The organism is Shewanella sp. DW31, assembly GCF_015767295.1.
GTDB lineage: Bacteria > Pseudomonadota > Gammaproteobacteria > Enterobacterales > Shewanellaceae > Shewanella > Shewanella oncorhynchi.
In genome coordinates this window covers 396,229-421,644 of the sequence record NZ_JADWMP020000001.1, presented here as the reverse complement: position 1 = coordinate 421,644, position 25,416 = coordinate 396,229, and the positions used below count along the sequence as shown (strand labels likewise).

At 46.1% G+C, this 25,416-nt stretch carries 20 protein-coding genes and 4 tRNA genes; 16 read left to right on the top strand and 8 right to left on the bottom strand.

Annotation, left to right across the window (positions count from 1 at the left end; all coding sequences use genetic code 11):
* The first annotated feature begins 54 nt into the window (after positions 1–54).
* Positions 55–2,463 (top strand): zinc-dependent metalloprotease, encoded by a 2,409-nt coding sequence (locus GWI56_RS01785; RefSeq protein ID WP_198571962.1) that lies wholly within the window; start codon positions 55–57, stop codon positions 2,461–2,463.
* Positions 2,464–2,483: 20 nt separating this feature from the next.
* On the opposite strand, the gene GWI56_RS01780 is transcribed toward GWI56_RS01785, so the two are convergent.
* Positions 2,484–4,292 (bottom strand): protein kinase, encoded by a 1,809-nt coding sequence (locus GWI56_RS01780; RefSeq protein WP_198571961.1) that lies wholly within the window; start codon positions 4,290–4,292, stop codon positions 2,484–2,486.
* Positions 4,293–4,541: 249 nt separating this feature from the next.
* Between GWI56_RS01780 and GWI56_RS01775 the strand changes: the two genes are divergently transcribed.
* Both GWI56_RS01775 and GWI56_RS01770 read left to right on the top strand, forming a co-directional pair.
* Entirely contained in the window at positions 4,542–4,883 is a 342-nt protein-coding gene (locus GWI56_RS01775) for a hypothetical protein (RefSeq protein ID WP_105250285.1), read from the top strand.
* A gap of 102 nt (positions 4,884–4,985) precedes the next feature.
* Positions 4,986–5,642, top strand: coding sequence for a thiopurine S-methyltransferase (locus GWI56_RS01770; RefSeq protein ID WP_198571960.1), 657 nt, complete (start codon positions 4,986–4,988; stop codon positions 5,640–5,642).
* A 276-nt stretch (positions 5,643–5,918) separates the two neighbouring features.
* Here the strand turns inward: GWI56_RS01770 and GWI56_RS01765 are convergent, their stop codons facing one another.
* Positions 5,919–6,110 carry a bacterioferritin-associated ferredoxin gene (locus tag GWI56_RS01765; protein WP_076498521.1) on the bottom strand — a complete coding sequence of 64 codons (192 nt, stop codon included), beginning with the start codon at positions 6,108–6,110 and terminating at the stop codon, positions 5,919–5,921.
* 261 nt (positions 6,111–6,371) lie between these two features.
* On the opposite strand from GWI56_RS01765, the gene GWI56_RS01760 reads away from it, so the two are divergent.
* Positions 6,372–7,946 (top strand): PAS domain-containing methyl-accepting chemotaxis protein, encoded by a 1,575-nt coding sequence (locus GWI56_RS01760; protein WP_198571959.1) that lies wholly within the window; start codon positions 6,372–6,374, stop codon positions 7,944–7,946.
* An 85-nt stretch (positions 7,947–8,031) separates the two neighbouring features.
* Here the strand turns inward: GWI56_RS01760 and GWI56_RS01755 are convergent, their stop codons facing one another.
* A complete protein-coding gene (locus tag GWI56_RS01755) occupies positions 8,032–8,967 on the bottom strand; it encodes a D-2-hydroxyacid dehydrogenase (RefSeq protein ID WP_173247570.1) in 936 nt (311 codons plus the stop codon).
* 92 nt (positions 8,968–9,059) lie between these two features.
* Between GWI56_RS01755 and GWI56_RS01750 the strand changes: the two genes are divergently transcribed.
* Positions 9,060–9,395, top strand: a complete 336-nt coding sequence (locus GWI56_RS01750; protein ID WP_113939153.1) for a DUF3392 domain-containing protein — start codon at positions 9,060–9,062, stop codon at positions 9,393–9,395.
* A 20-nt stretch (positions 9,396–9,415) separates the two neighbouring features.
* Here GWI56_RS01750 and GWI56_RS01745 read toward each other — a convergent pair whose 3' ends face one another.
* From GWI56_RS01745 to rsgA, 5 genes are all read right to left on the bottom strand, one after another.
* A complete protein-coding gene (locus GWI56_RS01745; RefSeq protein ID WP_173247567.1) occupies positions 9,416–10,138 on the bottom strand; it encodes a glycerophosphodiester phosphodiesterase family protein in 723 nt (240 codons plus the stop codon).
* Between the two features lie 14 nt (positions 10,139–10,152).
* Positions 10,153–13,356: a mechanosensitive ion channel domain-containing protein gene (locus GWI56_RS01740; protein ID WP_198572031.1), complete on the bottom strand. Its 3,204-nt coding sequence runs from the start codon at positions 13,354–13,356 to the stop codon at positions 10,153–10,155.
* Between the two features lie 68 nt (positions 13,357–13,424).
* Positions 13,425–14,306, bottom strand: coding sequence for a DMT family transporter (locus GWI56_RS01735; RefSeq protein WP_198571958.1), 882 nt, complete (start codon positions 14,304–14,306; stop codon positions 13,425–13,427).
* A gap of 6 nt (positions 14,307–14,312) precedes the next feature.
* Entirely contained in the window at positions 14,313–15,191 is an 879-nt protein-coding gene (gene asd, locus GWI56_RS01730; protein ID WP_028761759.1) for an archaetidylserine decarboxylase, read from the bottom strand.
* 62 nt (positions 15,192–15,253) lie between these two features.
* Positions 15,254–16,318 (bottom strand): small ribosomal subunit biogenesis GTPase RsgA, encoded by a 1,065-nt coding sequence (gene rsgA / locus GWI56_RS01725; RefSeq protein WP_105250279.1) that lies wholly within the window; start codon positions 16,316–16,318, stop codon positions 15,254–15,256.
* Positions 16,319–16,430: 112 nt separating this feature from the next.
* Between rsgA and orn the strand changes: the two genes are divergently transcribed.
* From orn to miaA, 11 genes are all read left to right on the top strand, one after another.
* Positions 16,431–16,976, top strand: a complete 546-nt coding sequence (orn, locus tag GWI56_RS01720; RefSeq protein WP_006080044.1) for an oligoribonuclease — start codon at positions 16,431–16,433, stop codon at positions 16,974–16,976.
* Positions 16,977–17,245: 269 nt separating this feature from the next.
* A tRNA-Gly gene (locus GWI56_RS01715) sits at positions 17,246–17,321 on the top strand.
* Positions 17,322–17,363: 42 nt separating this feature from the next.
* A tRNA-Gly gene (locus GWI56_RS01710) sits at positions 17,364–17,439 on the top strand.
* Positions 17,440–17,560: 121 nt separating this feature from the next.
* Positions 17,561–17,636, top strand: a tRNA-Gly gene (locus GWI56_RS01705).
* A 42-nt stretch (positions 17,637–17,678) separates the two neighbouring features.
* Positions 17,679–17,754, top strand: a tRNA-Gly gene (locus GWI56_RS01700).
* 515 nt (positions 17,755–18,269) lie between these two features.
* Positions 18,270–18,725 (top strand): hypothetical protein, encoded by a 456-nt coding sequence (locus GWI56_RS01695; RefSeq protein ID WP_028761762.1) that lies wholly within the window; start codon positions 18,270–18,272, stop codon positions 18,723–18,725.
* Between the two features lie 268 nt (positions 18,726–18,993).
* Positions 18,994–20,478, top strand: coding sequence for an NAD(P)H-hydrate dehydratase (locus GWI56_RS01690; protein WP_198571957.1), 1,485 nt, complete (start codon positions 18,994–18,996; stop codon positions 20,476–20,478).
* 102 nt (positions 20,479–20,580) lie between these two features.
* Positions 20,581–21,039 carry a tRNA (adenosine(37)-N6)-threonylcarbamoyltransferase complex ATPase subunit type 1 TsaE gene (tsaE, locus tag GWI56_RS01685; protein ID WP_198571956.1) on the top strand — a complete coding sequence of 153 codons (459 nt, stop codon included), beginning with the start codon at positions 20,581–20,583 and terminating at the stop codon, positions 21,037–21,039.
* 8 nt (positions 21,040–21,047) lie between these two features.
* Positions 21,048–22,505, top strand: coding sequence for an N-acetylmuramoyl-L-alanine amidase (locus tag GWI56_RS01680; protein ID WP_198571955.1), 1,458 nt, complete (start codon positions 21,048–21,050; stop codon positions 22,503–22,505).
* A gap of 10 nt (positions 22,506–22,515) precedes the next feature.
* Complete coding sequence (gene mutL / locus GWI56_RS01675; RefSeq protein ID WP_198571954.1) at positions 22,516–24,432, top strand: DNA mismatch repair endonuclease MutL; 1,917 nt, start codon at positions 22,516–22,518, stop codon at positions 24,430–24,432.
* Positions 24,425–25,351: a tRNA (adenosine(37)-N6)-dimethylallyltransferase MiaA gene (miaA, locus tag GWI56_RS01670; RefSeq protein WP_198571953.1), complete on the top strand. Its 927-nt coding sequence runs from the start codon at positions 24,425–24,427 to the stop codon at positions 25,349–25,351. Before mutL ends, miaA begins: the two co-directional genes overlap by 8 nt.
* The last annotated feature ends 65 nt before the right edge of the window (positions 25,352–25,416 follow it).

The following is a 25,416-nucleotide window of genomic DNA, read 5'->3' as shown; positions in this document are numbered from 1 at the left end:
GACATAAATGACTTAATAAGGTAAATAACGCAGCCAGCCGAATCAGGAGGAAAGATGAAACCCCAAAGTGTAGCCTTAGCCTTATTTATAGCGCTGTTAGGATTTCCCACCGTTACGGTCGCGGCAGCCGCGCCTAGCGCCAAGATCATTAAGCAGGGCCAAGAGGCGAAAGGGTTTCTTAATCTCTATTACGAGGAGTCTGAGGGAGAGTTATATCTTGAGGTCAATCGTTTAAATCAACCTTTTATCTTAGTTACTAGCCTGCCACAGGGCGTAGGCTCAAACGACATTGGCCTCGATCGCGGCCAACTGGGTCAGACCCGTATGGTGCAGTTTGAGCGCCAAGGTCCCTATGTTTTACTTAAGCAACTTAATACTCAATATCGTGCGAATACCTCTGATGCCGCCGAGCAAAGAGCGGTTGAAGAAGCCTTTGCCGATTCTGTGTTATGGCAAGGCAAAGTGATTGAGGGCAAGCCAGATTTGGTAGCGATCAACGATCTGGTGCTCAATGATTTACACGGGGTGTCTTCCGTATTGCAACAAACAGAGCAGGGCAATTATCAGCTCGATTTGAGCCGTTCTGTCATCTTACCCAAAGGGATTAAATCCTTTGAGAAAAACGCCGATGTGGATGTGCAACTGACGTTCAAAGGCGATGTTGCTGGCGCGCAGGTCGCACAGGTAACACCCGATGGCACCTTAATGTCGGTGCGGATGCGTTATTCCTTTGTTGAGCTTCCCGATGCGGATTACCAGCCGCGGGCTTATCATCCTATGAGCGGTTATTTGTCCGATGAGTATCGCGATTATGCCACGCCCTTTAACCAACCTTTAGTGCAGCGTTTTATCCTGCGCCACCGTTTACAGAAAGTGCATCCAGGCCCAGCGCCAAGCGAAGTCGTTAAACCTATTACTTATTATCTCGATCCTGGTGTGCCAGAACCTATACGGTCGGCGTTGCTCGATGGCGCGCGCTGGTGGGAGACGGCTTTTACTCGAGCGGGATTTATCAACGGCTTTAAAGTTGAGTTATTACCTGTAGATGCCGATCCGCAGGATATTCGCTACAACATGATCCAATGGGTGCACAGGGCGACGCGGGGTTGGTCCTATGGCGCCGCACTGACAGATCCTCGCACCGGTGAAATCATCAAGGGTCAAGTCACGCTCGGCAGTTTGCGTGTGCGTCAGGATTACTTGATTGCTAAAGGCTTAACCGCAGGCTGGCAGGATAGAGTGGCGGCCGAGAAAGCGGCGACAGCCTTGTCGCTGGCGCGTATTCGCCAACTGGCTGCCCATGAAGTCGGCCATACCTTAGGGCTAGATCATAACTTTGCCGCTTCGACCAATCAGGATGCCTCTGTGATGGATTATCCCCATCCGAAAATCCAGCTAAAGGGCAATGATATTGATATTTCCGCACCTTACACTACAGGTGTTGGTCCTTGGGATGATTTTGCTATCGCCTATGGCTATAGCGATCAAGGCGATGCTCGCACCCAACAAGCGCTGCAAGTCGACTTACTGGCCGATGTCGCCAAACGTGGCTTACGTTATATCGGTGAGGCCGATTCCCGCCAAAAGGATGCGAGTCAGGCCTATGCCAGTTTGTGGGATAGTGGTGACGATCCGATCGATCAGCTGGGTAAGTTAAATAAAATTCGCACTAAGGCGATTGCGGATTTCTCCAGTGCGACCTTGTTACCCAATGAGCCACTGGGCGAGCTAGCCGATGCCTTTGCGCCAATTTATTTGCTGACGCGTTATCAAATCGATGCGGTCGCTAAGTTTATTGGTGGCACTGACTATAACTATCAATCTATCGGTGAAGGCAGCCGCTGGAGCTATATTGCGCCGCAGTTGCAGTTAACAGGCTTAGACGCGCTACTTAACACACTCGATGCGGCGAGTTTAACTGTGCCGCAAACCTTGCTCGACAGTTTAGTACCAAAGGCGGGGAATTATCATGCCACACGGGAATCCTTCGACTCAGGTTTAGGCGCAATTAACGATCCTCTCGGCATGGCTGAAGTATTTAGCCGTCATACTGTTAGCTTGCTATTGATGCCTAAGCGTTTGAACCGTGTCAGCCAAGCATCCATGGCAGATAGCGAGCAGTTATCGGTGACGACATTACTGGATAAGTTATTTGCAGCGACCTTGTATCAAGAGGATAAGCTTGGGCTGGTCGAAGGCGTTTGGATGCGAGTGAACGCTGTGGTGATTGATGAAGTGCTGGCAACGCTGCACGATCCTCAAACCTCACCAGAAGTGAGGGCTGCGATTAACGATCGCGCTCAGTTTGTGATTAAGCAATTGAAAGCGAAGTCGAATCGAGCGAATGTGAGTCTTGCGGCGCACTATACTTGGTTGCAACAGGGTCTTACTGCGGGTTTGACTGATGCTAAGGTTAAGCTTATTCCTAAGCCGTTAACCTTACCGCCGGGATCACCGATTTAATCCGATGAACATAGGCGCCATTAGGCGCCTATTTCTTTTGGATTTTTCGGATAAAAGTGATCGGCTTTACGCTCTAGATGAGTAAAGCGGCGGGTGTTTTTATAGGGCAGTTTCATAAAGCCCGATACGCCGTGACCTTGGATTTTTCCGACATGATGTAAGATGCGATCGAGGCTCGCGCGAAATGCCGCTTGCTTACGTGGATTGAGCAGCTTCAAGTAACTGTGAATTTTTAAGTGATTCGGCAGCGCCTCAAAAATGATGCAGCCTGTGTGGTGAATTTGGTTGATGCGGGCTAATTCTTCCATGATTTCATGGGGTAATTCGAGGTTCTCATCGGGATCTTTACCGTCTTCAAAATAAGAATGTAACCGCGACTTATCTTCTAAGGTGGGTACGTCACCGACTTCGAAGGGCAACTGCAGTGCGGCACTGGCGACAAAAGGCTCGCTGATGTCAGCTCGTTCGATATGCAGTGTGTCTTTGGCGTTAAAGAAACAGGCTTTAAACACCCCTATACGTTTAATTCCCCGCGCGAGATCCACCATATTGTTGACTGCAATGATTAACGCACTTTTTTGCTTCGCATCGTAAATTGCAAGATTGGAGTCGATAAACACGCCGGTTTCCTGCCAATGAATAGCCAGACCACCCACGATCGGATATTGCGCTAAACGACCCACTGCGGCGATAAAGCCTTTTTCGGTATCGCCCATGCCAGCGAGGAAGTTGCGGTAATATTTTTCGAGCTGAATATCATCCATCTTAGCGATGGGATCTTGGGCGTTGTGTTCCTTTAAAAAGGATTTACGCGAACTGTAGCTGACGGTTTCAACATCTTTGTCGCGGGATTGTACCCAAACAGGAATTTCACCCTGTAAATCAGCTTTGGGCAGTTCAGGTAAATGTAATCTGTGGCTGTGGCGCATACTTTTTAAAAAGTAATCGCCGGCAATGTTGCGCTGCTGCGGATCTGTGCTGAGCATGCCCTCTAAGGTGCGGGCTAATTCTATCGGTAAGCCAATGCTAGTGGGCGAGATCACCTGCGCACCGAAGCGACTTGCTTGCCCAGAGGCGAGGGCATACAGAGTCGCGGCAACACCTTGCTCGTCAAAGCGCGGGCTGGAGAGTGCTCCATTGAGTTGCTCTTCGCCGATAAAGTACACATCACCCATTCGGGCGTTGGTATGTTGTTGATCGCTAGACATTAACGCCATCACATTGTCTTCGACGGGTTTGTTATGTTCATCCCGCTGCGCAAATACCGCTGAGCCCCAATCGATTAACGATAAGTGTTGTTGTTCAATATCGTAAACCAGATTCGAAGGTTTGATATCGCCATGCACTAAAGGCTTGCCCGTGCGCAGGTAATACAAGATATCGGCGAGTTGGCGGGCGATGCTCATGACCATAGCGGTCGGCAGGGCGCCCATACGGCGGCAAAGTTGGTCGAGATCTTCTCCTTTTGCTCGTTCCATCACGAGTATGCCTTGTTTGCCGACTCGCTCAAATTTGATCGCCCCCGGCACATTGGGGTGCTTGAGTAAGGAGAGCATAAAGGCTTCTTCTTCGAGCCGATCTTGAATATGTTGCGGCAAATTAATCCGTGAAAACTTAAACACATGGGCATCACCCGCTTGATTGATACCCGCAAAAACGAAACCGTAGGCGCCTTTGCCGACCAATTCGATATCGGTATAACCTAATTTGCTCAGCTGTTGTTTACAGAGGCGGATCCACGCCTTGTGTTTACGGGCATCATTGGCTTTGAGCAAGTAAATGGATTGCTCTTCAGAAATATAAAAATGCTGCAGCTGCGGTGTTTGCAAATTGTGCTCCTTGTTTTGTTCATTTAACCAGTAAGCGGGGGAGATAATCAAATAGCGGGTGGCTTTATTTTAGTATTTTGAATGGCATTGATGATCAGCGTCAGGCGCGGCTTACCTATACGATCATTTCGTCACTGACTTTGACTTACATCAAATTAAATCCTCGCGACTATAGGTAATCTTTGGAGCATTAGATGGAATCAATTTTTGTTAATTAACCCACAGACAAAGTGCAGCTAAGGAGGGCGTATGCCCACCCAATATAAAGCCTTGTTGATCGAACTTTTGGAATATCCGCGTAAGCGTATTTTACAGTCAATGGAAGTGACCCATTGCCCGCATGCGGTATTTTTTAATGATAGAGACGAGCAATGTTTAACTTGTCATCAGGGCATGGAATGTATCTGGATGAACCAGAATGACGAGCTGGTGGCCGTGAACGAAAAATCGATTGCCGAGTTAAAACAGCAGTTGTTGATCGCCGTGGACTTTATCGACTCATCTTTAAGCCCACATCATTTATCACGCCGTCAATGCCAATGCGATAACTGTGTTTGGCTGCGTAAAGTGCAAGCCACGTTAGATCAGTAAGTTAGTCTTTACATTGCTGAGTTTGCCGAATGGCAGGAGGCTTTGCATCCACTTTAAAATGTCATTAGAGTAAGGACAACATTAGCGAATAGAGATAAACCCATGGAACCCGGTTTTTGGCATGAAAAGTGGCAGCAGCAACAGATAGGTTTTCATCAGCAAGACATCAATCCTTTCCTCATTAAGTATTGGCAGCAGCTTGCATCACCCGCAGATACCAAGGTTTTTGTGCCCTTATGTGGTAAGTCGCTAGACATGTGTTTCCTCGCAGAACAGGGGCATCAGGTCATAGGGTGTGAGTTGAATGAATTGGCTGTACAGCAATTTTTTAGCGATAACCAACTCGAGATGACGCAAACGGCCGTGGGTGAACACCAGCATTATCAAACCGAACAGATCAGCTTGTATCAGGGTGATATTTTCACCCTACCTAAGACTATCACCCAAGCGGTGACGGCATTTTACGATCGCGCGGCTTTGATCGCATGGCCAGAAAGTATGCGTGCACAATATGCCAAGCAGTTAGCGAGCTTATTACCTAGCGGCAGTGTCGGTTTATTAGTGACTTTAGATTATCCGCAAGAATCCCTTATCGGCCCACCTTTTGCGGTATCCCCTACTTGGGTAGAGCAGCATCTGAGTGAGGATTTTGATATTGAAGTATTAGCGTCGCAAGATGTGTTGGCCGACAATCCACGTTTTATTAAGAAAGCCGTGCCTTGGCTTAATGAAGCGGCCTATTTGTTGAAACGTAAGTAGGCTTGACTCGGAGGTTGGATCTGTAACCCCATTGAATTATTCGCGGCTTTCGAGCTTGGAGTTCAGTGGGGCTTGTCATTAAAACATCATATCTAAAGTCTAAACTGGCAAGATTATTTAAGACGAAGTGGCGGATAGAAGGCTTTGTTGTCGCGGGACTTTTTTGGATTGAGTTTGCTTGAGCTGGATTAAGTTTGCTTGAGTCAGCGTGGTTTTAACTTGTCGGAAGTTTGTTCGTGAGTGAATTACTCTTTACCATGCTATTCGCGATGAACTCTATGCGACTTCGTAATAATTAGGCTCAAGCTCTAGTTGATTTTGAATGATCTGCACCGCCATTCTGGCGCATTTACCACATTGATCGGCAACACCTAAGCGCTTTTTTACGTCAGCAAGCGAGCTATCGCCCTGGCTTACTGCGTTTTTAATTTGCGTATCAGTGATCGCATGGCAAAGACAAACGTACATATATTAGTCTCCAATCGAATTGCGCTAATTCTAAATGAAAACGCTTATCAAATGCAATCATGTTTTTTGGGTGATTTTCATACTTTAACGCTTTCGTTACATGGCGCACGTTTTATCGTCTATGCTAGGTGTGTTTTAGCACTAAAAAGCTAGGCAGTTTTAGAAGTAGGTTTAGGAATACAGAGTCAGGGTGATGATGCCTCACGGATGGATAACTCATGGATGAATAACGAAGAATTAATCAAAGATCCATAAGGTTTCATGAGAACTAATCTACCAGTTACACAGCGAGAATATGATTATCCAGCGGATTGGATTTTATTGTCGACTACGGATACTCAAAGTCATATCACTTACGCCAATCAATCTTTCTGTACCGTTGCCGGTTACGACCTCGATGCCATGCTAGGCAAGCCCCACAACATGGTGCGTCATCCAGATATGCCTCCGCAAGCGTTTGAAGATCTGTGGCGATGTATCAAAAAAGGCGAGCCTTGGAAAGGGATAGTGAAAAACCGCTGCGCCAATGGCGATCACTATTGGGTCGATGCCTATGTCTCACCGATTTCAGTTAATGGCAAAGTCGTCGAGTTTCAATCAGTACGCACTAAACCCACACGCGATCAGGTTAAGCGTGCAGAAATAGCCTATGCAGAGTTGAACAAAAAGGGCAGCGTTAGTGCGTTAAAACGTACCTTGGATATGCCAGTTAAATTGCTGTTACTCGCATTGGTTGCCATGCTACCTATGCTTTACCTTGCTCTGCAAATTGGCTTAATGGGCTTTATTGCCCTAGCGATAAGTGTCCTAGTATTGCTGGTGGGCGGCAATCTGGTGCTGAGTCGCTATTACGCGATAGTGGCTAAGGCAAAGCATATCTACGATAACCCCTTGATGGCGCATATTTATAGTGGAAGCAGTGATGATCTTGGCGCGATTGATTTAGCACTGCAAATGCAAAATTCAGAGCTTAAGTCGATTCTTGGGCGTGCATCGGATTCCTGTTATAACGTGTCAGAACAGGCCAAAATATCTGCCGCTAAGGGAAAACAAATCCAGAGTACCAGTCAGGCTCAACTGTCTGAAATAGAGCAAGTTGCTACAGCGATGCAGGAAATGACCGCCACATTAGGCGATATGTCCTCCAATTGTGCCGATGCGGCGAGTGCCACGCAAATGGCATCCGCTGAAACCATCAATGGTGATAAAACGGTGTCGAGCACTATTCGCTCGATTCAAGCCATGGCGGAGCAACTGCAACAAACGTCAAAAGTGATTACTGAGTTAGAAGCCCACAGTAAAGATATTGGCACAGTGCTCGATGTGATTCAGAGTATTGCGGGGCAGACGAATTTGCTGGCATTGAATGCAGCAATTGAAGCGGCTAGAGCGGGTGAGCAAGGTCGTGGCTTCGCTGTCGTTGCTGACGAAGTGCGGGCACTGGCACAACGTACTCACGATGCCACCAAAGAAATCCACAGTATGATTAATCTGTTGCAGCAGGGGACGAATAAAGCTGTTATCAGTATGCAGCAAGGAGTGGTTGCCGCTTCCGAATGTATTTCAACGGCGGATTTAGCGGGTACGGCATTACGTACGATTCGTGAGGCCATTTCGACCATTACCGATATGACGCACCATATTGCCAGCGCGGTTGAAGAGCAATCGAGTGTGGCAAATGAGATGAATCGCAGCGTGGTGAATGTGTCGCAATTTACCCATTCTAGTCATCAACTCGGCAGTGAAATGGTCGGCTTGAATGACGAAGTGACCCGCGAGATGCATTCTCACTCGGTATTGGTCGATCAATTCTTAAAGCGCAGCTTTAGGGTTTAACTGCCTAAAATTTAAGATAAAAAGGCAATAGTCTGACTATTGCCTTTTCTTTTACTGATTTCTAACTCAATTTCTTATCTCTGATCTAATAACCTTTACTAAAGTCGACTCTATTCTGCAGTGGCTCACCCATGATGTAGCGGCGATAGTTTTGGCTAAAGATATCGACGATTTGTGCAGGATGGCTTGGCGCCGAAATATGCGGCGTGATCACGGCATTTTCCCGTTCCCAAATAGGATGGCTATTGGGCAAAGGTTCCTGAGCAAATACATCGAGGATCGCTTGCTGACTAGGATTAGCGATAAGCTGGATATTGAGTGCATCGAGATCGAGTGCATCACCGCGGCCAACATTAAACAGCACTGCATCCGTTTTTAACATAGCTAACATGTCAGCATTGAGAAGATTGTACGTTGCAGTAGTGCTTGGCAGTAGATTTGCAACCACATCTGCCTGTGTTAACACTTGGCCTAAATTGGACATAGCTTCTATGATATCAAAACCTTCTACGGCATTACCGCTGCTATTGATACCAGTAACATGCATGCCAAAGTGTTTTGCAGTTTTCGCTAAATGCTGGGCTATTGACCCTGTGCCAAGCAAGAGCAATCGCATGCCCTGTAAACTTGAGTGGCGTTGCTGGGGTTGAATCAGCCACTGTTTTTGTCCTTGTTGCTGGCGATAAAAACGATGGCTGCGGACATGCGCGAGTAAATAGCCGAATAGATACTCGCTCATCAGCGGGCCGAAAATGCCTTTAATATTGGTGAGTTGATAGTCTTTTCTGCCCCTTGGACTCATCAGGGCATCTATGCCAGCAAAGCTTGATTGTAACCATTGCAGATTTTTAGCATGGGGTAATAGGGGCGCGGCGAGTTTAGGTTCGGCTAACCAAATATCTGCTTCAATTATGCCCGCAGGATTATCATCGAGTAACGTTAAATCTGGGAGACTCTGCGCCTCAATCAAGTCGCGGTACTGTTGATTTGCCTTTGTTAGCAAGAGTAACTTGTGCCCCATGGCGTCTCCCTTTATGCTTGGTTATTGTTATTTTTCAATACGCTGTCGCGGCCACTCAGATGGATTGCGCTGCATCTTTTTAGGTTAAGTCTATGTTTGATCAATTAGTCGCCATTATTGCCCAGTTAGGAAATATGCTTCGCCCTTGGGCCTTCGATATTGCTACCGCTATGGTGGTGTGTCTTATTTTGGTTTTTTCAGCGGATGTAAATCGTATCTTAAGGCGTCATTTGTTGGGGCATTCTTTTGTGCTGCGAACATTTGTTTTTATTATTGTGAATGCCTTTGGCTATGGACTATTGATCGTGAAAGCCACGCCTTGGGTGGCAAGACATATAGTGGCTATGCCATCCCATTGGATGTTTCTGTTAATTGTGGCCATGTTTATTTTTATCGGTTATTGGGCTCAGCGAAATAGCCAAGCTTAATATCATTATTATTTTGGCCGTTACTCAAAGTAGCCAGAGTAATTGGCCATTGCCTTTTGAGTTAAGGCTTGCATGGCGCGATCGGGGTAATTGCTGAACACGCCATCGACGCCTATCTGCTTAAGTGCATGAATATCATCAATATGATCGACAGTATAAACATAAACCTTGGCACCTCGGTTATGGGCGTCGTCTACTAGCGCTTGGCTGATAAAACTCACATCTAAATGCAATGAATAGGCATTCAGTTCGCTTACCACGGCAGCCCCATCGAGTGGAATACTGGCAAGCAACGGTGCGACTAACGCATCCGGCAACGCCTGTTTAAGTTCATGTAGATAGGGGTGATTAAAGGAAGAGATCAGTAACTGCTCCTTCGTAAATCCAAGCTGACTCATAGCCTTTGGGTATAAGTCGATTAACGGCGTGACGGTATTAATGCCTTTTAACTCTATATTGACTATGCAGCGCCCCGCAATCAGCTCAAGTACTTGCCATAGCGTCGGAATGGATTCACCTTTCACATTGATGCTTGCTAGATAGTCCTTGCTCACTAAGTGAATGACGCCCGTGCCCGAGCTTTTATTATCGAGTCGTCTGTCGTGAAATACGACTAACTCACCTTCGACATTATGTACATCGAGTTCGACGGCTTGCGCACCCAATTCTAACGCTTTAGCCATGGCGGCTAAGGTATTTTCGGCCTGATAACCGCTGGCGCCGCGGTGAGCAAAAATAAGCATGGTCTACGATCCTATTAGCTTCTAATAATGCCTTGTTGCTCGCGATTTTGACCATTCTTAATATGGATTTCCATCTGCGGGTAGGCGAGTTCGAGATTGTTTTCTTTGAGTTTTTTAGTCACTCGTTTATGTAAATCATGGCGCAGTGGCCAGCGTGCCGACATATCTTTCGCATAGGCGCGCACTTCATAATCTTGGGTATGTTTACCAAAGCCGGCAAACCAGACTTCAGGTTCTGGGCTGGCAAGTGCATCTTCACACTCTTGCACCGCTTGATACAGGGTCGCTTCAACTTTGGCCGGGTCTGAATCCCGCGCCACCGACACATAAACAATGACCCGAGTAATAGGATCTGACAAGGACCAGTTGATCAGCTGCTCTGTGATAAAGGCCTTGTTCGGAATGATAATTTCCTTTCTATCCCAGTCAATAATGGTGGTCGCCCGAATTTGGATTTTACTGACTGTCCCTGTTAAATCACGAATTGTCACTGTGTCGCCAATCCGCACGGGTTTCTCAAACAAAATGATCAAACCTGAGATAAAGTTGGCGAAAATTTCTTGCAAACCAAAACCTAAACCGAGCGACAGTGCGGCAATCAGCCATTGTAACTTAGACCATTCCATCCCGAGATTAGAGAAGCCGATTAATAGTCCGAGGAAAACCACCAGATAACGACTGACGGTTGTGATCGCAAAACCTGTCCCGGGCGAGAGATCAAGCCTTTGCAGGATCATTAGCTCAAGTAGGCCGGGTAAATTGGTGGCAATCATTAACGAGAAACCTACTACTATCAGTCCAAACATCAGTGATTTCATGGTAATAGGCAATTGTTGCTCTAAGCCATTTACACTGGTATTGGTCGTCCACAGCGTAATGCCATCGAGGAAGGAAAACAGCGCCGTATGGGTTTGAGTCCACAGACCAATCAAACTGGCTAAAAAGGCCAATAACAAGAGTGAACGCACTAGGCCAAGGGATTGGCTCGAAATGGTTTCGAGATCGACTACTGGTTCTTCGTAGGTATCGAGTCCATCGACGGAAGGGTGATGCGTTTCGCCTTTTTCCCTTTGTGCTAAGCGTTCGGCACGTTTTGCCTTAGCGCGATCGAAGGCGATACGGCGGCGTTCGATTAACATCCACCGTTTGATCAATTGGTATAAGAGCAAGAAACCCAGACCCAGCACGATAGATAATTGCAGTTGTAACAGCATTTGGAAAGCGGTGAAGTAGTAACCCCTAAAGGCTAACACTGCGCTTAAAAGCGGCACAGAAATCAGCAAGGTCCAGAGCATTTTCTGAATGAGTTTTTTGTTTTTACCGTCTTTCTTGGCATCTGAGTTTTTACGGCTGAGGATTAAAATATCTTTGTATAACAAGAATAAAACGATACAGAAAATAATGAATGCGCCGCGGCCTATGCTATTACGCACCAGTGATGTGTCGAGCACTTCGGTAAAGCCCATCAGACCCAATAATGGGCTAGCAATCAGCACAAAGTGTCTGAGCCGTGATTGTCCCGCTTGGATGAGTTTTGAGGGGCGTTTGAAATGGCCCACGAGTACGCCTTTGTCGAGTGTCAGAATAAAGATAAAGCGATATAAGAGATACACTAAACCAATCGCCAGTATGCCCATACCCACTGCTTGCACAAAATTGCGATCGGAATGATAGAAAATCAATCCCGCCATGATCACTGGGAAAGGTTTTATCAACGCATAGCTGATACTGCAGGCGAGCGCTTTGAGAGTGTAAATGAATTTATCTTGGGTCACATTGCCCACATAAGTGGTGTAATGATTTAGCAAGCGATTGAATTTAGGCGTGATCAAGTCTTGTACGACTAAACACAGTACCAGCAATATGATCCACCAAGACCAATAATCGTTTTGTTCATCCCAGGCTTTTCCCAGTTCATCCCACTGTGCTTGTTGCACAAGCCAAACCGTGCTGCGCTCAAGATCCGTAAGCCATAACTTACTGATACTTGCAGCGTTAGGCACCCAGAATAAATGTTCGTTAAGGGTATTTTTTAGGGTGAGATTCTGTTGACTCAGTTGTTGGTAATTGACCTTCAGCTTGCCTAATTCACTTAAGTATTGGTCATAGCTTTGCATCAATTGCGAGATCAAACTCTGTTGCGAGTGTAAGAGTTTAATCTGCTGCTCATTGTATAAGCCGGGTTGTTCTAATTCTTGCTCATTGAGGGCTTGTTGCTGCTCTAAATGGTATCTGTCTAAGCGCGCATCGGCGATCAGCGTTTGCAGTTTTTCGTGATTCGGTGGTTTAGGCAGTGATTGCAACATCTGCAAAAAGCGCTCACCAAAGGCGGAGTTCATTTTGACCCAAGTGATCTGCTCTTGGATGTTTGCCAGTTGTTTGGCTTGGGATTGATATTGGGTTTCAGCCTGTTCCTGCTGTTCGACCACATTATTGATCTGCAGAGTTAACGTTTGCAGCTTTTGGCCGTAAATCTGGTTGGTGTCGGCAATATTACGGGTGATAGGATCGATGACTTTTTCGGTATTAACTAAGTTTTTGGCTAGGGTAGCATCCGTTTGTTGCTGACGTTGTTTATTGATTGCCTTGTTGATGGTTTCGATCAAGGCTTCTTGCTGCACCAGTTGTTGGCGGACTAGTTGTAATTGTAATTGCGTCAGTTCAATGCGTTTTTGGCTGCTGGCAAGTTCTGCTTCATCGGTGGCAAGGCTTTGTTCAAAGAAAAGTCGTTGAGTTTGCTGTAACTCTCCCGTTGGGGTATCTAGCGGGGCGAGTTCTGCTTTTTTGTTTTGGGCGACAGTTTGCCTCGCGCTGGCGATAACTGTAGGTAAGTCATTGTGACGTAGCAATAAATCGTTAACTTGTCGGCCAAGGGTGGATTCGCTTTCTTTAAGTTCAGACAAGCGAATATAGGCCATGGAAGCCTGCTGGCTGAGGTCAGTACCTTTTTCTAGTGATAAAGGCTTATAGGCGTCTTTCAGCGCTTGGTTAGTGCGCTTCTTATGTTGCTCAAAATCAATCTGCGCTTGTTGGAAACTGGCTGCGTTGGTGGCGAGTTTTTCTATGTTAATTTTTAGTTCGTTAATTTGTTCGTCAATTCTGAGATTTTGTTGCTGATCTTGCTTGTTCATGCCAAGACGTTTGTCCAATTGCAAAGGCGAATTGGCAAGTGCGGAAAATGTGAAAAAAGCAATAATGAACAATAAAATACGTGGCATATAGGCTAAAGACATTTAGGGGCGAAAGACGCTCCATATTAGCCAAATTGCGTTGAGATTGGTATGTTTCAGGCGTTCTTTTTTCGCCGCTGTGATTGGTGCGATTGATGGGTTTCGAAGATGGCGGTAGCGACTATGATAGTGCCACCAATTAGAGTGTTGAGATTGAGCTCTTCACCTAAAATGATCAGCGCTAACATGGCGCCATAAAAGGGTTGTAAGCAAGAGACTAGCCCAACCGTTTTGGCGCTGAGTTGCCTCAGCGCAGAAGTAAATAGCGCATGTGGCGCTGCGGTAAAGACGACGCCGAGTAAAATAATTAATCCCCACACTTCTAATGTGATACTGCCCAGTTCCGTTTGGTGCCACGGCATCAAGAACACCACGGCGACCAAAGTTTGATAGAACATGGCATGGGGGCCGCTGTACTGGGAAAAGTAGCGTTTGTGCAATAAGTTACGGGTGGTGAACAAGATAGCAGACACTATGCCGATGGCAATGCCCAGCGTAGTGTCGTTACCTAAATTTGCCTCAGGGATCAGCAATATCACCCCAATAAGCACTAATACACCGCTGATCATATCGTGTAATTTTATCTTATTACCTGTCAGCAACGGCTCGGCAATCACTGTCATCACCGGATAGGTGAAAAACACAATCATGCCAATGGCGACCGACGAGAGTTGCATGGCCGCAAAATAAGTCACCCAATGCAGGCTGACGATAACCCCAAGCCCGATGGCGACTAGATAATCTTGTTTGCTTGCCAGCGTTAAACGTTTGCGGTTGAATTTGACTAGCAAACCTAACACAGTGGCGGCGACGATACAGCGTAGAAAGGTGATGTCGAGGGCACTGAGTGGGATTAATTTAGAAAACAAAGCTGTGCCACCAAATAGCAGCACAGCCAGATGTAATTCAATTAATCCTGAAGGTTTAGCAGAACTCAAGAAAACTTAATCCGCTTGCTTAACGTCTTTCAGGTTAGCGAAGGCTTGTCCCATACGAGTTACTGCTTCGGCTTCGACACCTTCAGCAAATGTCGCGATAGCGTCTTTGGCAAACAACATCACCACAGTACTGCCTAACTTGAAGCGACCCATTTCTTCGCCCTTGTCTAAGGTGATGGCATCTGGGCCTTGGGTTGGATATTCCCAAGTGAAGACTTGCTTACCTGTCGGCGGCGTGACTGTGCCAGCCCATACGGTTTCAATACTGGCAACAATCGTTGCGCCAACCAATACCATGGCCAATGGACCTAATTCGGTTTCAAAAATCGCCACCACACGTTCGTTACGGGCAAACAGACCGGGTACGTGTCTCGCCGTTAACGGATTTACCGAAAACAGTTCGCCAGGTACATAGGTCATTTTTGATAACGTGCCTTTAATCGGCATGTGGATACGGTGATAGTCTTTAGGCGCCAGATAGATAGTCGCAAAATCACCGCCTTCGAAGCGTTTAGCATCTTCGGCTTGATCGCCAAGCAGGGTTAACGATGAATAGTGATGACCCTTAGCTTGGAAGATGCGACCGTTTTTGATTGGGCCTAACTGACTTACCGCACCATCGACGGGATGCACCATGATATCGGCGTCCATATCTAACGGACGAATACCGGGTTTAAGGGCGCGGGTAAAAAAAGCATTAAAGCTTTTATAGGCTTCTGGTTCGCTCTGCGCCGCTTCGCTCATGTCGATTTTATATTGTTTGATAAACCACTTGATAGCGGCAGTGGTCAAGGCGCCAGCTTCGGCTGCAGCGAGTTTACCCACTAAACGAGATAACAAGTGTTTTGGCAGCATGTACTGCAGCGCTATTTTGACTTTATCCAATTTCAATTCCTTTTCTTACTGCTCAATCTTTGCTGAGACTGTTGTTATTTATCAATAAGTCGTTATTCATCAGTGGCCGCACGGAAATGGCGGGCATGACGTTGTTCATCTAAGCTGGCGATAATTTTATGGTAATTATTAAAGCGATCTGCGCTGATCTTACCTTGGCTCAGAGCTTCTTGAAGTGCACAGCCGGGATCGTCACCGTGTTTACAATCGCGGAATTTACATGCGCCAAGATACTCGCGAAACTCGATAAAGCACCAGCCGACACGTTGTGCAGGAAGATGCCATAGGGCAAACTCGCGCACGCCTGGGGAGTCAATCAAATCGCCGCCACTAGGCAAGTGCAACAGCTTAGCAGTGGTAGTAGTGTGTTGACCTAAACCTGAGTTATCGGAAACATCGCCGATAATAAGCTCTGCATCGGGTAGTAATGCATTGATGATCGATGATTTCCCCACACCAGATTGGCCGGCAAACACGCTGACTTTATCTTTGAGTATGCCTTTGATGGTATCGATACCATCGCCAAGCTTGCTGCTGACCTTATAAACCGGATAGCCAATGTCTTTGTAGCGCTGTAGCGCTTCGTCGATTGCCTGCGCTTCATCGGGATTGAGCAAGTCAATTTTATTCAAAATGATGATAGGCGGAATATCGGTATCTTCGGCAGCCACTAAATAACGGTCGATGATCTGGGTGGTAAAGCTGGGTAATACCGAGGAGACAATCAAAATTTGGTCGATATTCGAGGCGATAATTTTCACGCCATCGTATAAATCTGGGCGTGTAAGTGATGAGCGACGTGGATGAACGGCTTCAACAATACCTGCGATGCCGCTATTGGCTTGGCTCTCAATGGCTAAGCGTACGATCACTTTATCGCCAGTCACTAAACTGGTGACGGCACGGCGAATATTACAGCGCACAATTTGGCCGCTTTCAGTTTCTATGTCGGCATGTTGGCCAAAACGTGAAATCACAGTACCGGGCTGTTCTTGCCCCAATGAACTATCCTGTAACTCTGGCGTATTTTTATCGCCACTATCACGATTGAGTCGCTTCTCGTGATTAGCGCGCATACGGCGTAATTGACCTTGGCTTAGGGGTTTCTTTTTACTCACTGATTCGTCTTCGTCAATTAGGTGATTTTTTGTGTTGGAAAAAAGCAGTATGATACACGCTCTTGAATAAAAAAGCCTGAATTTAGGCTAACTGACATGATAAGGCTGATTTATGACGGCAGATGTAAATAATCTCATTTGGATCGATTTGGAAATGACAGGGTTAGAGCCCGACGTCGACAGGATCATTGAAATTGCCACTTTAGTGACAGATCAAGAACTCAATATTATCGGTCAAGGCCCGGTTATTGCAATTCATCAGTCAGATGATGTGCTGGCTGCTATGGATGATTGGAATCAAAAGCACCATGGTGAGTCTGGGTTGATTGATCGCGTTCGTGCTAGCCAAGAAACCGAAGCGCAAGCCGTGGCCAAGACGATTGCTTTCTTAGAACAGTATGTTCCTAAGGGCGCCTCTCCAATGTGTGGTAACAGCATTGGTCAAGATAGACGCTTTTTAAATCGTTATATGCGCGAGCTGGAAGATTATTTCCACTACCGCAATGTGGATGTCAGTACGATTAAGGAGCTAGTGAAGCGTTGGAGCCCAGAAACTATGGCGGGCTTTAAGAAGCAAAATACTCACCAAGCACTGCAGGATATCCAAGAGTCGATCGCTGAATTGCAGTATTATCGCAGCAAAGTATTTAAAATTTGACCGATCAGTAGATAAATATGCAAGAAGGGGTTGCAGCCGCATGAATTTTTCATATAATGCGGCCTCAACTTTTTGATGCGAACAGAGATGTGCGGTCATTTAGATTGAATGCGACATTAGCTCAGTTGATAAAGGTTAAAGGCGATACCTTTGTTAATGTTGAAGGCAAATGTAGCAGCGATGCAAAAAGCGACATTAGCTCAGTTGATAAAAGTTGATAGACGATACCTTTATTAATGTTGAAGGCAAATGTAGCAGCGATGCAAAAAGCGACATTAGCTCAGTTGGTAGAGCGATACCTTGCCAAGGTATAGGTCATCGGTTCGAACCCGATATGTCGCTCCAAATTAAAATTTAGTGATTTGCCAAATCATTAATACAGATTATGCGACATTAGCTCAGTTGGTAGAGCGATACCTTGCCAAGGTATAGGTCATCGGTTCGAACCCGATATGTCGCTCCAAATTAAAACTTAGTGATTTACCAAATCATTAATACAGATTATGCGACATTAGCTCAGTTGATAAAGGTTGATAGACGATACCTTTTTGAATGTTGAAGGCTGATGTGACAGCGATAATTATGCGACATTAGCTCAGTTGGTAGAGCGATACCTTGCCAAGGTATAGGTCATCGGTTCGAACCCGATATGTCGCTCCAAATTAAAACTTAGTGATTTACCAAATCATTAATACAGATTATGCGACATTAGCTCAGTTGGTAGAGCGATACCTTGCCAAGGTATAGGTCATCGGTTCGAACCCGATATGTCGCTCCAATTTCAATAAATCCCCCAAAAATTACTTTAGCTAAGATAATTTCAATCGTGTTGCTCATATTGCTATTACTTACAATGCTTAGCCGTTGACTAAGGCATAGATCATTGCTCGAATCTCTCCCTATCAAAATCATTTCGCTGTACTTCCGTTAAACTCTCTAACAATGACTTTTTCGTGTCATTCCCTCAATTGGCTCATCTATATTTGTCTTGATTCACTGCCATCTACCTCAAGCACTCTATCTCAGATTCACCATGCACAACCAAAGACTTACGAATACCCTTTGGGAAAAGTACGTTGAGATCTCTTTTGGCTTTTCTCTTTTATACAAAACAGTGTGATAGGATTTAGATGCGTGATCTATAGCGTGTTTCTTCAAGTTTTCCTAAATTAGATAGCTGCGTGAAAGTTAAATTATGACCTTGTTCAAATATTCGTAACGCTTTTACTCACATAATGGAATTAGACAAAATTAATAGCGCCAAGTAGTTGGCCTGACAATGGAGTGCATTATATGCGTATTCAACAATTACGTGATCTACTCGAGTATGTGGCAAATTGCCGCTTAGATATGGCGCAACTCTATGGCCGACTCAACAATCAAGCTGACTCGGCTCGTGTGAAAATGATGTTGGAGTATTTTGAATCACACCAAAAAACCATGGCAGAAAAACTGCGTGATTATATGGATGAAGCACCACATCGTATTCTGGATACTTGGTATAAAGACTTCACTTTTGAAGACTTTACTAAGCGTTGCCAAGATACTATGTTGCCCGCAAACATGAATGAAGATGATGTGCTCAACTTACATTTAGACCTAGAGAATCGTCTGATTGGTTTGTTAGAAAAAACAGTTAACTCAACCACGGCGGAAGATGCGCGCAATGCGTTAGCCAATTTGATCCGAGTAGAGAAAACTCAGCAGCAACGTCTAGTCCATAGTACGATTCGGATGGACGATATCTAAACCGTCATTTCTTCTTGATTCTCAAAGCCAGCCCAGCGCTGGCTTTGGTTTTTATGTCGACTTTGTATCGGCAACTTTTACTCTACTTTGCTCCATTTGGGCGGGTTTCTGCGCCTGAACTGATTTACGTCATAATTTCTCGCTGCTTTTTTTGCTACTTTCTTGATCTATTGGCTGATTTTTATTGGCCTTGCTCAATTCTGCCAAGACTTCTATGGTGAGATTACTCATTGTGAAATGGAGTCATTGGTGTCTAAGGAGATCCTTCATGGCACAAGATCTATCGCAATTTCCCAAAGCTCTATACACCCAAACACAAGTTCGCGAAGCGGAACTGAGTGCAGTGTCTCAGGGAGTATCTAGTCTCTATGAATTGGTCGAGCGTGCTGGCGCGGCGGCTTTTGAGTGTTTAGCGAAACATAGCTCCAAAGTATTACCTGTGTTAATTCTTGCTGGCAGCGGTAACAATGGTGCCGATGCTTTAGTGTGCGCCCATCTAGCCCGTGCCAGTGGTATGGACGTTTCTGTGATGATGACGTCAGCGGCAGGTACACCTGAGTGTCAGCAAGCATTGACCCATTATCTTGCTGAAGGTGGAAAATTACTGCCGTTAGAGGTTGAACCTATTCTCGCTGCGAAAATCATAGTCGATGGTCTGTTAGGTACGGGTGTACGTGATGCTGTGCGCGACGATATGGCTAAATATATCCGTGCCATCAATGACAATTCGGCTTGGGTATTGAGCCTTGATTTACCCTCTGGAGTCATTGCTGATACAGGCGCCGTAGTAGGTGTTGCTGTGATGGCGGATATCACCTTATGTTTTGGTGGTGTAAAGCAAGGTGTGTTAACAGGTAAGGCGCGGCATTACAGTGGCGAGCTTGAATTTGCAGATTTAGGATTAACGCCTTTCTTTGCTGAAGCGAGCGCACAAAGAGTTGGAAGAGAGACTCTTAAGGACTATTTTGCCGCCCGAGCACGGGATAGCCATAAAGGCCAATCGGGAAAAGTCACTGTCATCGGCGGTGATATAGGCATGGCTGGTGCTGTGAGACTGGCAAGTGAGGCTTGCCTACGTGCAGGCGCGGGATTAGTCACTGTGATCAGTCGACCTGAGCATCAACTGACGGTGAATGTCTCCCGTCCTGAACTGATGTTTTGGGGTTGTGATTTAGTCGATATGGAAGTGTATCTGCGCCTTGGTTGGGCGCAGGTTATCGTGCTTGGCCCTGGTTTAGGTAAGCATGACTGGGGGTATAACTTGTTTAAAGCCGTGGGCTTGAGCGATAAGCCTTGTGTTTTAGATGCAGATGCGTTGAATCTGCTCAGTAACGAACCAAGGCGCCAAACGAATTGGGTATTAACACCACATCCGGGTGAGGCGGCGCGTTTACTTGGTTGTACCGTGGTCGATATTGAACAGGACAGATTTGCCGCTGTTCGCGCGATACAGCAAAAGTACGGCGGTGTTGTATTGCTAAAGGGCGCAGGAACGGTCATTTTTGATGGTCAGCAAATGGTAGTGGCACCAGTCGGCAACCCTGGGCTTGCCAGTGGTGGGTGTGGCGATGTGTTATCTGGTATTATAGGCGCGCTCATGGCTCAGGGAATGGATAATATGCAGGCAACTGTGCTTGGCGTAGTCGTACATGGTTGCGCCGCTGATCTTGCGGCAATACAGGGAGAACGTGGCATGTTAGCGAGCGATTTAATGCCTTTTATTCGCCAATTAGTGAATAGTGATTTACTCTAGGCGGAATGTGAGACTCAAGCGGGGCTGGACTTTGTTATGTGCCCTGTGCCTTTTTAGGATTGAGTCGCTTCTCCATCAATAACAGCAGTGATATAAGCGGATATGACAGAGTTAACTTTTTTCTTAGACAACGAAGACGACACTATTGCGGTTGGGCAAAAATTAGCCCGCCATGTCCAAGCGCCTTTGACTCTGTATCTTACGGGTGATTTAGGAGCCGGTAAAACGACGCTGAGTCGTGGCTTAATTCAGGGATTGGGCCATAAAGGTGCCGTTAAAAGCCCGACTTACACTTTAGTTGAACCATATGAGCTAGAAGATGTCGAAGTTTATCATTTTGATTTGTATCGTTTAAACGATCCAGAAGAACTCGAGTTTATGGGGATCCGTGATTACTTTACGGATAAGAGTCTGTGCATTGTTGAATGGCCAGATAAGGGAGAGGGTTTACTGCCCGCTGCCGATGTCCATATGCATTTAAGTTATCAAAATAGTGGGCGAGAAATACGTATAGAGGCCTTGTCTGAGCCAGGTGAAAAGTTATTAAAAGCGATAAAATAAAAACTAAAATGATAAAAAATAACCCGTATTTTCAAATTATTATTCTTTCTTTATGTTCTTTTTTCTCTGTGGCGGCCCATGCTGCTAATCAGTTAGAAAGCGTACGTATTTGGGCCGCGCCTGAGTCAACTCGAATCGTGTTTGACTTGAGTGGAGTGCCTGATTACACCTATTTCTCTTTAGATGGCCCTAATCGTTTAGTGGTGGATTTAAAAAAGACCACTGCTAAAGTTGTGCTTAAAAATCTTGAAAACAACAGTAAGTTGGTTAAGGGCGTGCGGGTCAGTAAGTCACCGACTAAAGGTGATTTGCGTTTAGTGATCGATCTCGTAAAACCATTGAATGCAAGCTTGTTTTCTTTGCCTGTTACTGCGCCCTATGGCAATCGTCTAGTGGTTGATTTAGAAGATAAAACGTTAACTACTGCAACGGCTATCGTGTCATCTACACCCGTCAAAACTGTCACCCAAGCGGCGCAATCATCCCGCGATATTGTCATTGCTATTGATGCGGGTCATGGTGGCGACGATCCTGGCTCCATTGGTCCTTCTGGTGTTTATGAAAAAAAGGTCGCCCTAGAAATCGCCAGACGTGTTTCCAGCAAAATCAATGACACGCCAGGCATGCGTGCTGTGATGATCCGTACTGGTGATTATTTTGTGAATTTAAATAAACGCTCTGAACTGGCGCGCAACAGTAAGGCAGATCTGCTGATTTCTATCCATGCGGATGCCTTTACCTCGCCCAATCCACGTGGCGCCTCCGTATGGGTGCTATCAATGCGTCGTGCTAATAGTGAAATTGGTCGTTGGTTAGAGCAAAAAGAGAAGCATTCTGAGTTGCTGGGCGGCGCGGGTGAGATTATCCAAAACACGGATAATGAACAGTATTTGGCTATGACGCTGCTCGATATGTCAATGAACAGTTCGATGGCAATTGGCCATTCTGTAGCGGGGGATATTTTAAAAGATTTAGGTGGCGTGACTCAATTGCATAAAAGTCGCCCTGAGTCCGCCAGTTTAGCTGTGCTGAAGTCACCGGATATTCCTTCCATCTTGGTTGAAACGGGCTTTATTTCAAACCCTAAAGAAGAGCGTTTACTGTCGAGTAGTCGTCATCAAGAGAGCATTGCCAATGCTATTTATAAGGGTGTGAGCCGTTACTATCACAACAATCCGCCAGCGGATACTTTGCTTGCCCAAAGAAGGGGAGGAAGCTCTAGCAGTGCTAAGCCAGCCAAAACCACAGCAAAAGCATCAGCAGAAAGAACCTCAACTGAAAGAACGCCTACAGCCTATGTTGGTGATGCAGTATCGACAAAGGTTAAACATAAGGTCCGTCGCGGAGAATCTTTATCTGCAATCGCGCAACGTTACAGTGTGCCTATGTCCAGCATCAAACAAGCGAATGGAATGAAGTCCGATGTGGTGCAGTTAGGGCAAACGCTAGTCATACCCCAGAGTTAAATAGGAAAGCATGATGGGCATTCAGATCCTGCCTCCGCAATTAGCCAACCAAATTGCGGCGGGGGAAGTGGTTGAGAGACCCGCTTCCGTAGTCAAAGAATTGGTCGAGAATAGCCTTGACGCAGGAGCGAGCCGAGTCGATATTGAAATCGACAAAGGCGGCAGCAAGCTGATTAAAATTCGCGATAACGGCTCTGGCATACCTAAAGATGAACTCGCGCTGGCCTTATCGCGCCATGCGACCTCAAAGCTGCACACTTTAGACGATCTCGAAGCGATCCTTAGTTTTGGTTTCCGTGGTGAAGCGCTAGCCAGTATCAGCTCAGTCTCACGTTTAACTTTAACGTCACGCACGGCTGAGCAAACCGAAGCGTGGCAAGCCCATGCTGAAGGTGCCGACATGGCAGTTAAAGTGATGCCCGCCGCGCATCCTGTTGGTTCGACGATTGAAGTGGTGGATTTATTCTTTAATACACCGGCTCGCAGACGCTTTTTAAAGAGTGACAAAACTGAATTTACCCATATCGATGAATGGTTAAAGCGCATTGCATTAGTGCGCGGCGATATCCATTTCACGCTGACGCATAACGGTAAGATAGTACGTAATTATCGTCCCGCCGTGAATGAAGCCCAGTATTTACAGCGTTTGACGCAAGTGTGTGGCCGTCCATTTGCCGAGCAAGCGCTTAAGATTGAATGCCAACACGATGATTTGCGCCTCAGTGGCTATTTGCAGTCACCTTGGTCACCGGTTATCAGTGATACCCATTACTTTTATGTCAATGGACGCCTTATCCGTGATCGCTTGGTCAATCATGCAGTGCGTCAAGCCTTTGCCCAAAAAGCAGAACTTGAACAACCCGGCTACGTGCTGATGTTGGATATCGATCCCCATCAAGTGGATGTTAACGTACATCCCGCTAAGCATGAGGTGCGATTCCATCAGAGTCGCTATGTGCATGATTATATTCTGCAAGCATTGCAATCGGCGCTGGAAGAAGCAGGAGAGCTCAACTTCGTTCACTCTAGTTCTTTGGATGAGGTTGAAGATGTGTTTGTGGATGCTCCAACAAGCGCAGCTGAAATATCTGCTCCTTTTGCACTTGGCGCTGATTCAGCTCAAGTTAATGCGCAAACTGATACACTTGAGTCTGCTCAAGATGCAGTTGCCCCTGCCGTTCAAGTAAAGTCTGTAGGCGCAGGACGAGAAGGCGCCAGTTTTGGCACTCAAACCAATGCTTTTGGCAGCATGACAACGCCAAAGGACAGCAGCCGTGGCAGTTATTCTGCAGGTGAATCTCGACAACGTACTGAATTACCGTCAAAGGCGGCAATAGCAAGTTATGGTGCTTTACTGCAAACCCCTTCTTACAGTGTAAAAGATCAAGATTATCAGTCTGTGTTACCTATGCCATCGATATTAGATGGGCAATATTGGGTGATGACGTCGGAAGATAAACTCAGTCTATTATCAATAAAATCAGTAGCATTGGCGACGCGATGCCAAGAGATTGAAGCTAAACTAGCGACTGGGTTAATTGGTCAGCCTTTATTGATGCCAGTGTCTGTCGCGGCTGATGCGGATTGGCAGGCTGTGCTCACTGAACACGACACGCTGATCCGCCAATTAGGTTTAGAACTAACAATTCGTTACCAGCAGTTGATTATTAAAAAAGTGCCCCCATATATCAGAGAGAGCCAGTTAGCCAAAGTGATCCCTGAATGGCTACAATCACTACGTTTTGAAACACCTGCGCCGAGCGCATTGGCGTTTTGGTTGACAAAACACAGTTTAACGGGATTCGTTTCGGCACCAGAAGTCTGGGCAGCATTTTCGCAGTTAGCTGAAGAGAAAAAACAGCTTATTGCCAACAAAGCGATATTCTTACCTTGGCAATCGTGGCTAGAAGAGCAAGCAAGTGAATAAAGAATTACAGCCTAAAGTGTTATTTTTGATGGGGCCAACGGCCTCAGGTAAGACAGCTTTAGCATTAGAATTGGCCGAAAAGCATAACTGTGAAATTATTTCGGTCGATTCGGCATTAATTTATCGTGGTATGGACATTGGCAGTGCCAAGCCTTCAGCAGACGAACTGGCTCGCGGGCCGCACAGATTAATTGATATTCGTGATCCCAGTGAAAGCTATTCGGCAGCCGACTTTAGAGCCGATGCCATAGCCCAGATAGAAGAGATTGTCAGCATGGGGAAAACGCCAGTATTAGTTGGCGGAACCATGATGTATTTCAAAGCGTTACTCGAAGGTTTGTCACCTTTGCCGAGTGCGGATGAGGCCATTAGGGCCGAGATCCAAGCGGAGGCGGATGAAAAGGGATGGGAAGCACTGCATGACCAATTAAGGGTGATAGATCCCGTGTCGGCAGAAAGAATTCATCCTAATGATCCACAAAGACTTTCAAGAGCGCTGGAAGTCTATAGAATAAGCGGCAAGAGCATGACTGAGTTGACTCAGACCAAGTCAGCTCCCTTGCCCTATGACGTAGTGCAGTTTGCTATTGCACCGCGCGAGCGCAAAGTGTTACATGACTTAATAGCGCAACGTTTTGCGATTATGCTCAAACAGGGCTTTATTGAGGAAGTCACAGAGCTAAAAGCCCGCGGAGACTTGCATTTAGACTTGCCTTCAATGCGTTGTGTCGGTTATCGACAGTGCTGGCAATACCTAGATGGTGAGTTTGACTATGATACTATGGTCGAAAAAGCGGTTGCTGCTACTAGGCAATTGGCTAAGCGTCAATTAACATGGTTGCGGAGTTGGCCAGAGTTGAATTGGCTTGAAAGTGGTGCTGAGGGGAATTTAGTTATACTTATGCGTCAATGCCGCTAGCTTATTAGCCCTTGCTGTATAATACTAAAACTAAACAAAAAACTATCACTGATATCGATTTATTT

Coding starts and splice junctions, on each gene's coding strand:
- GWI56_RS01785 (WP_198571962.1), top strand. CDS start 55: ATGAAACCCCAAAGTGTAGCCTTAGCCTTATTTATAGCGCTGTTAGGA.
- GWI56_RS01775 (WP_105250285.1), top strand. CDS start 4,542: ATGCCCACCCAATATAAAGCCTTGTTGATCGAACTTTTGGAATATCCG.
- GWI56_RS01770 (WP_198571960.1), top strand. CDS start 4,986: ATGGAACCCGGTTTTTGGCATGAAAAGTGGCAGCAGCAACAGATAGGT.
- GWI56_RS01765 (WP_076498521.1), bottom strand. CDS start 6,110: ATGTACGTTTGTCTTTGCCATGCGATCACTGATACGCAAATTAAAAAC.
- GWI56_RS01760 (WP_198571959.1), top strand. CDS start 6,372: ATGAGAACTAATCTACCAGTTACACAGCGAGAATATGATTATCCAGCG.
- GWI56_RS01755 (WP_173247570.1), bottom strand. CDS start 8,967: ATGGGGCACAAGTTACTCTTGCTAACAAAGGCAAATCAACAGTACCGC.
- GWI56_RS01750 (WP_113939153.1), top strand. CDS start 9,060: ATGTTTGATCAATTAGTCGCCATTATTGCCCAGTTAGGAAATATGCTT.
- GWI56_RS01745 (WP_173247567.1), bottom strand. CDS start 10,138: ATGCTTATTTTTGCTCACCGCGGCGCCAGCGGTTATCAGGCCGAAAAT.
- GWI56_RS01740 (WP_198572031.1), bottom strand. CDS start 13,356: ATGCCACGTATTTTATTGTTCATTATTGCTTTTTTCACATTTTCCGCA.
- orn (WP_006080044.1), top strand. CDS start 16,431: ATGACGGCAGATGTAAATAATCTCATTTGGATCGATTTGGAAATGACA.
- GWI56_RS01695 (WP_028761762.1), top strand. CDS start 18,270: ATGCGTATTCAACAATTACGTGATCTACTCGAGTATGTGGCAAATTGC.
- GWI56_RS01690 (WP_198571957.1), top strand. CDS start 18,994: ATGGCACAAGATCTATCGCAATTTCCCAAAGCTCTATACACCCAAACA.
- tsaE (WP_198571956.1), top strand. CDS start 20,581: ATGACAGAGTTAACTTTTTTCTTAGACAACGAAGACGACACTATTGCG.
- GWI56_RS01680 (WP_198571955.1), top strand. CDS start 21,048: ATGATAAAAAATAACCCGTATTTTCAAATTATTATTCTTTCTTTATGT.
- mutL (WP_198571954.1), top strand. CDS start 22,516: ATGATGGGCATTCAGATCCTGCCTCCGCAATTAGCCAACCAAATTGCG.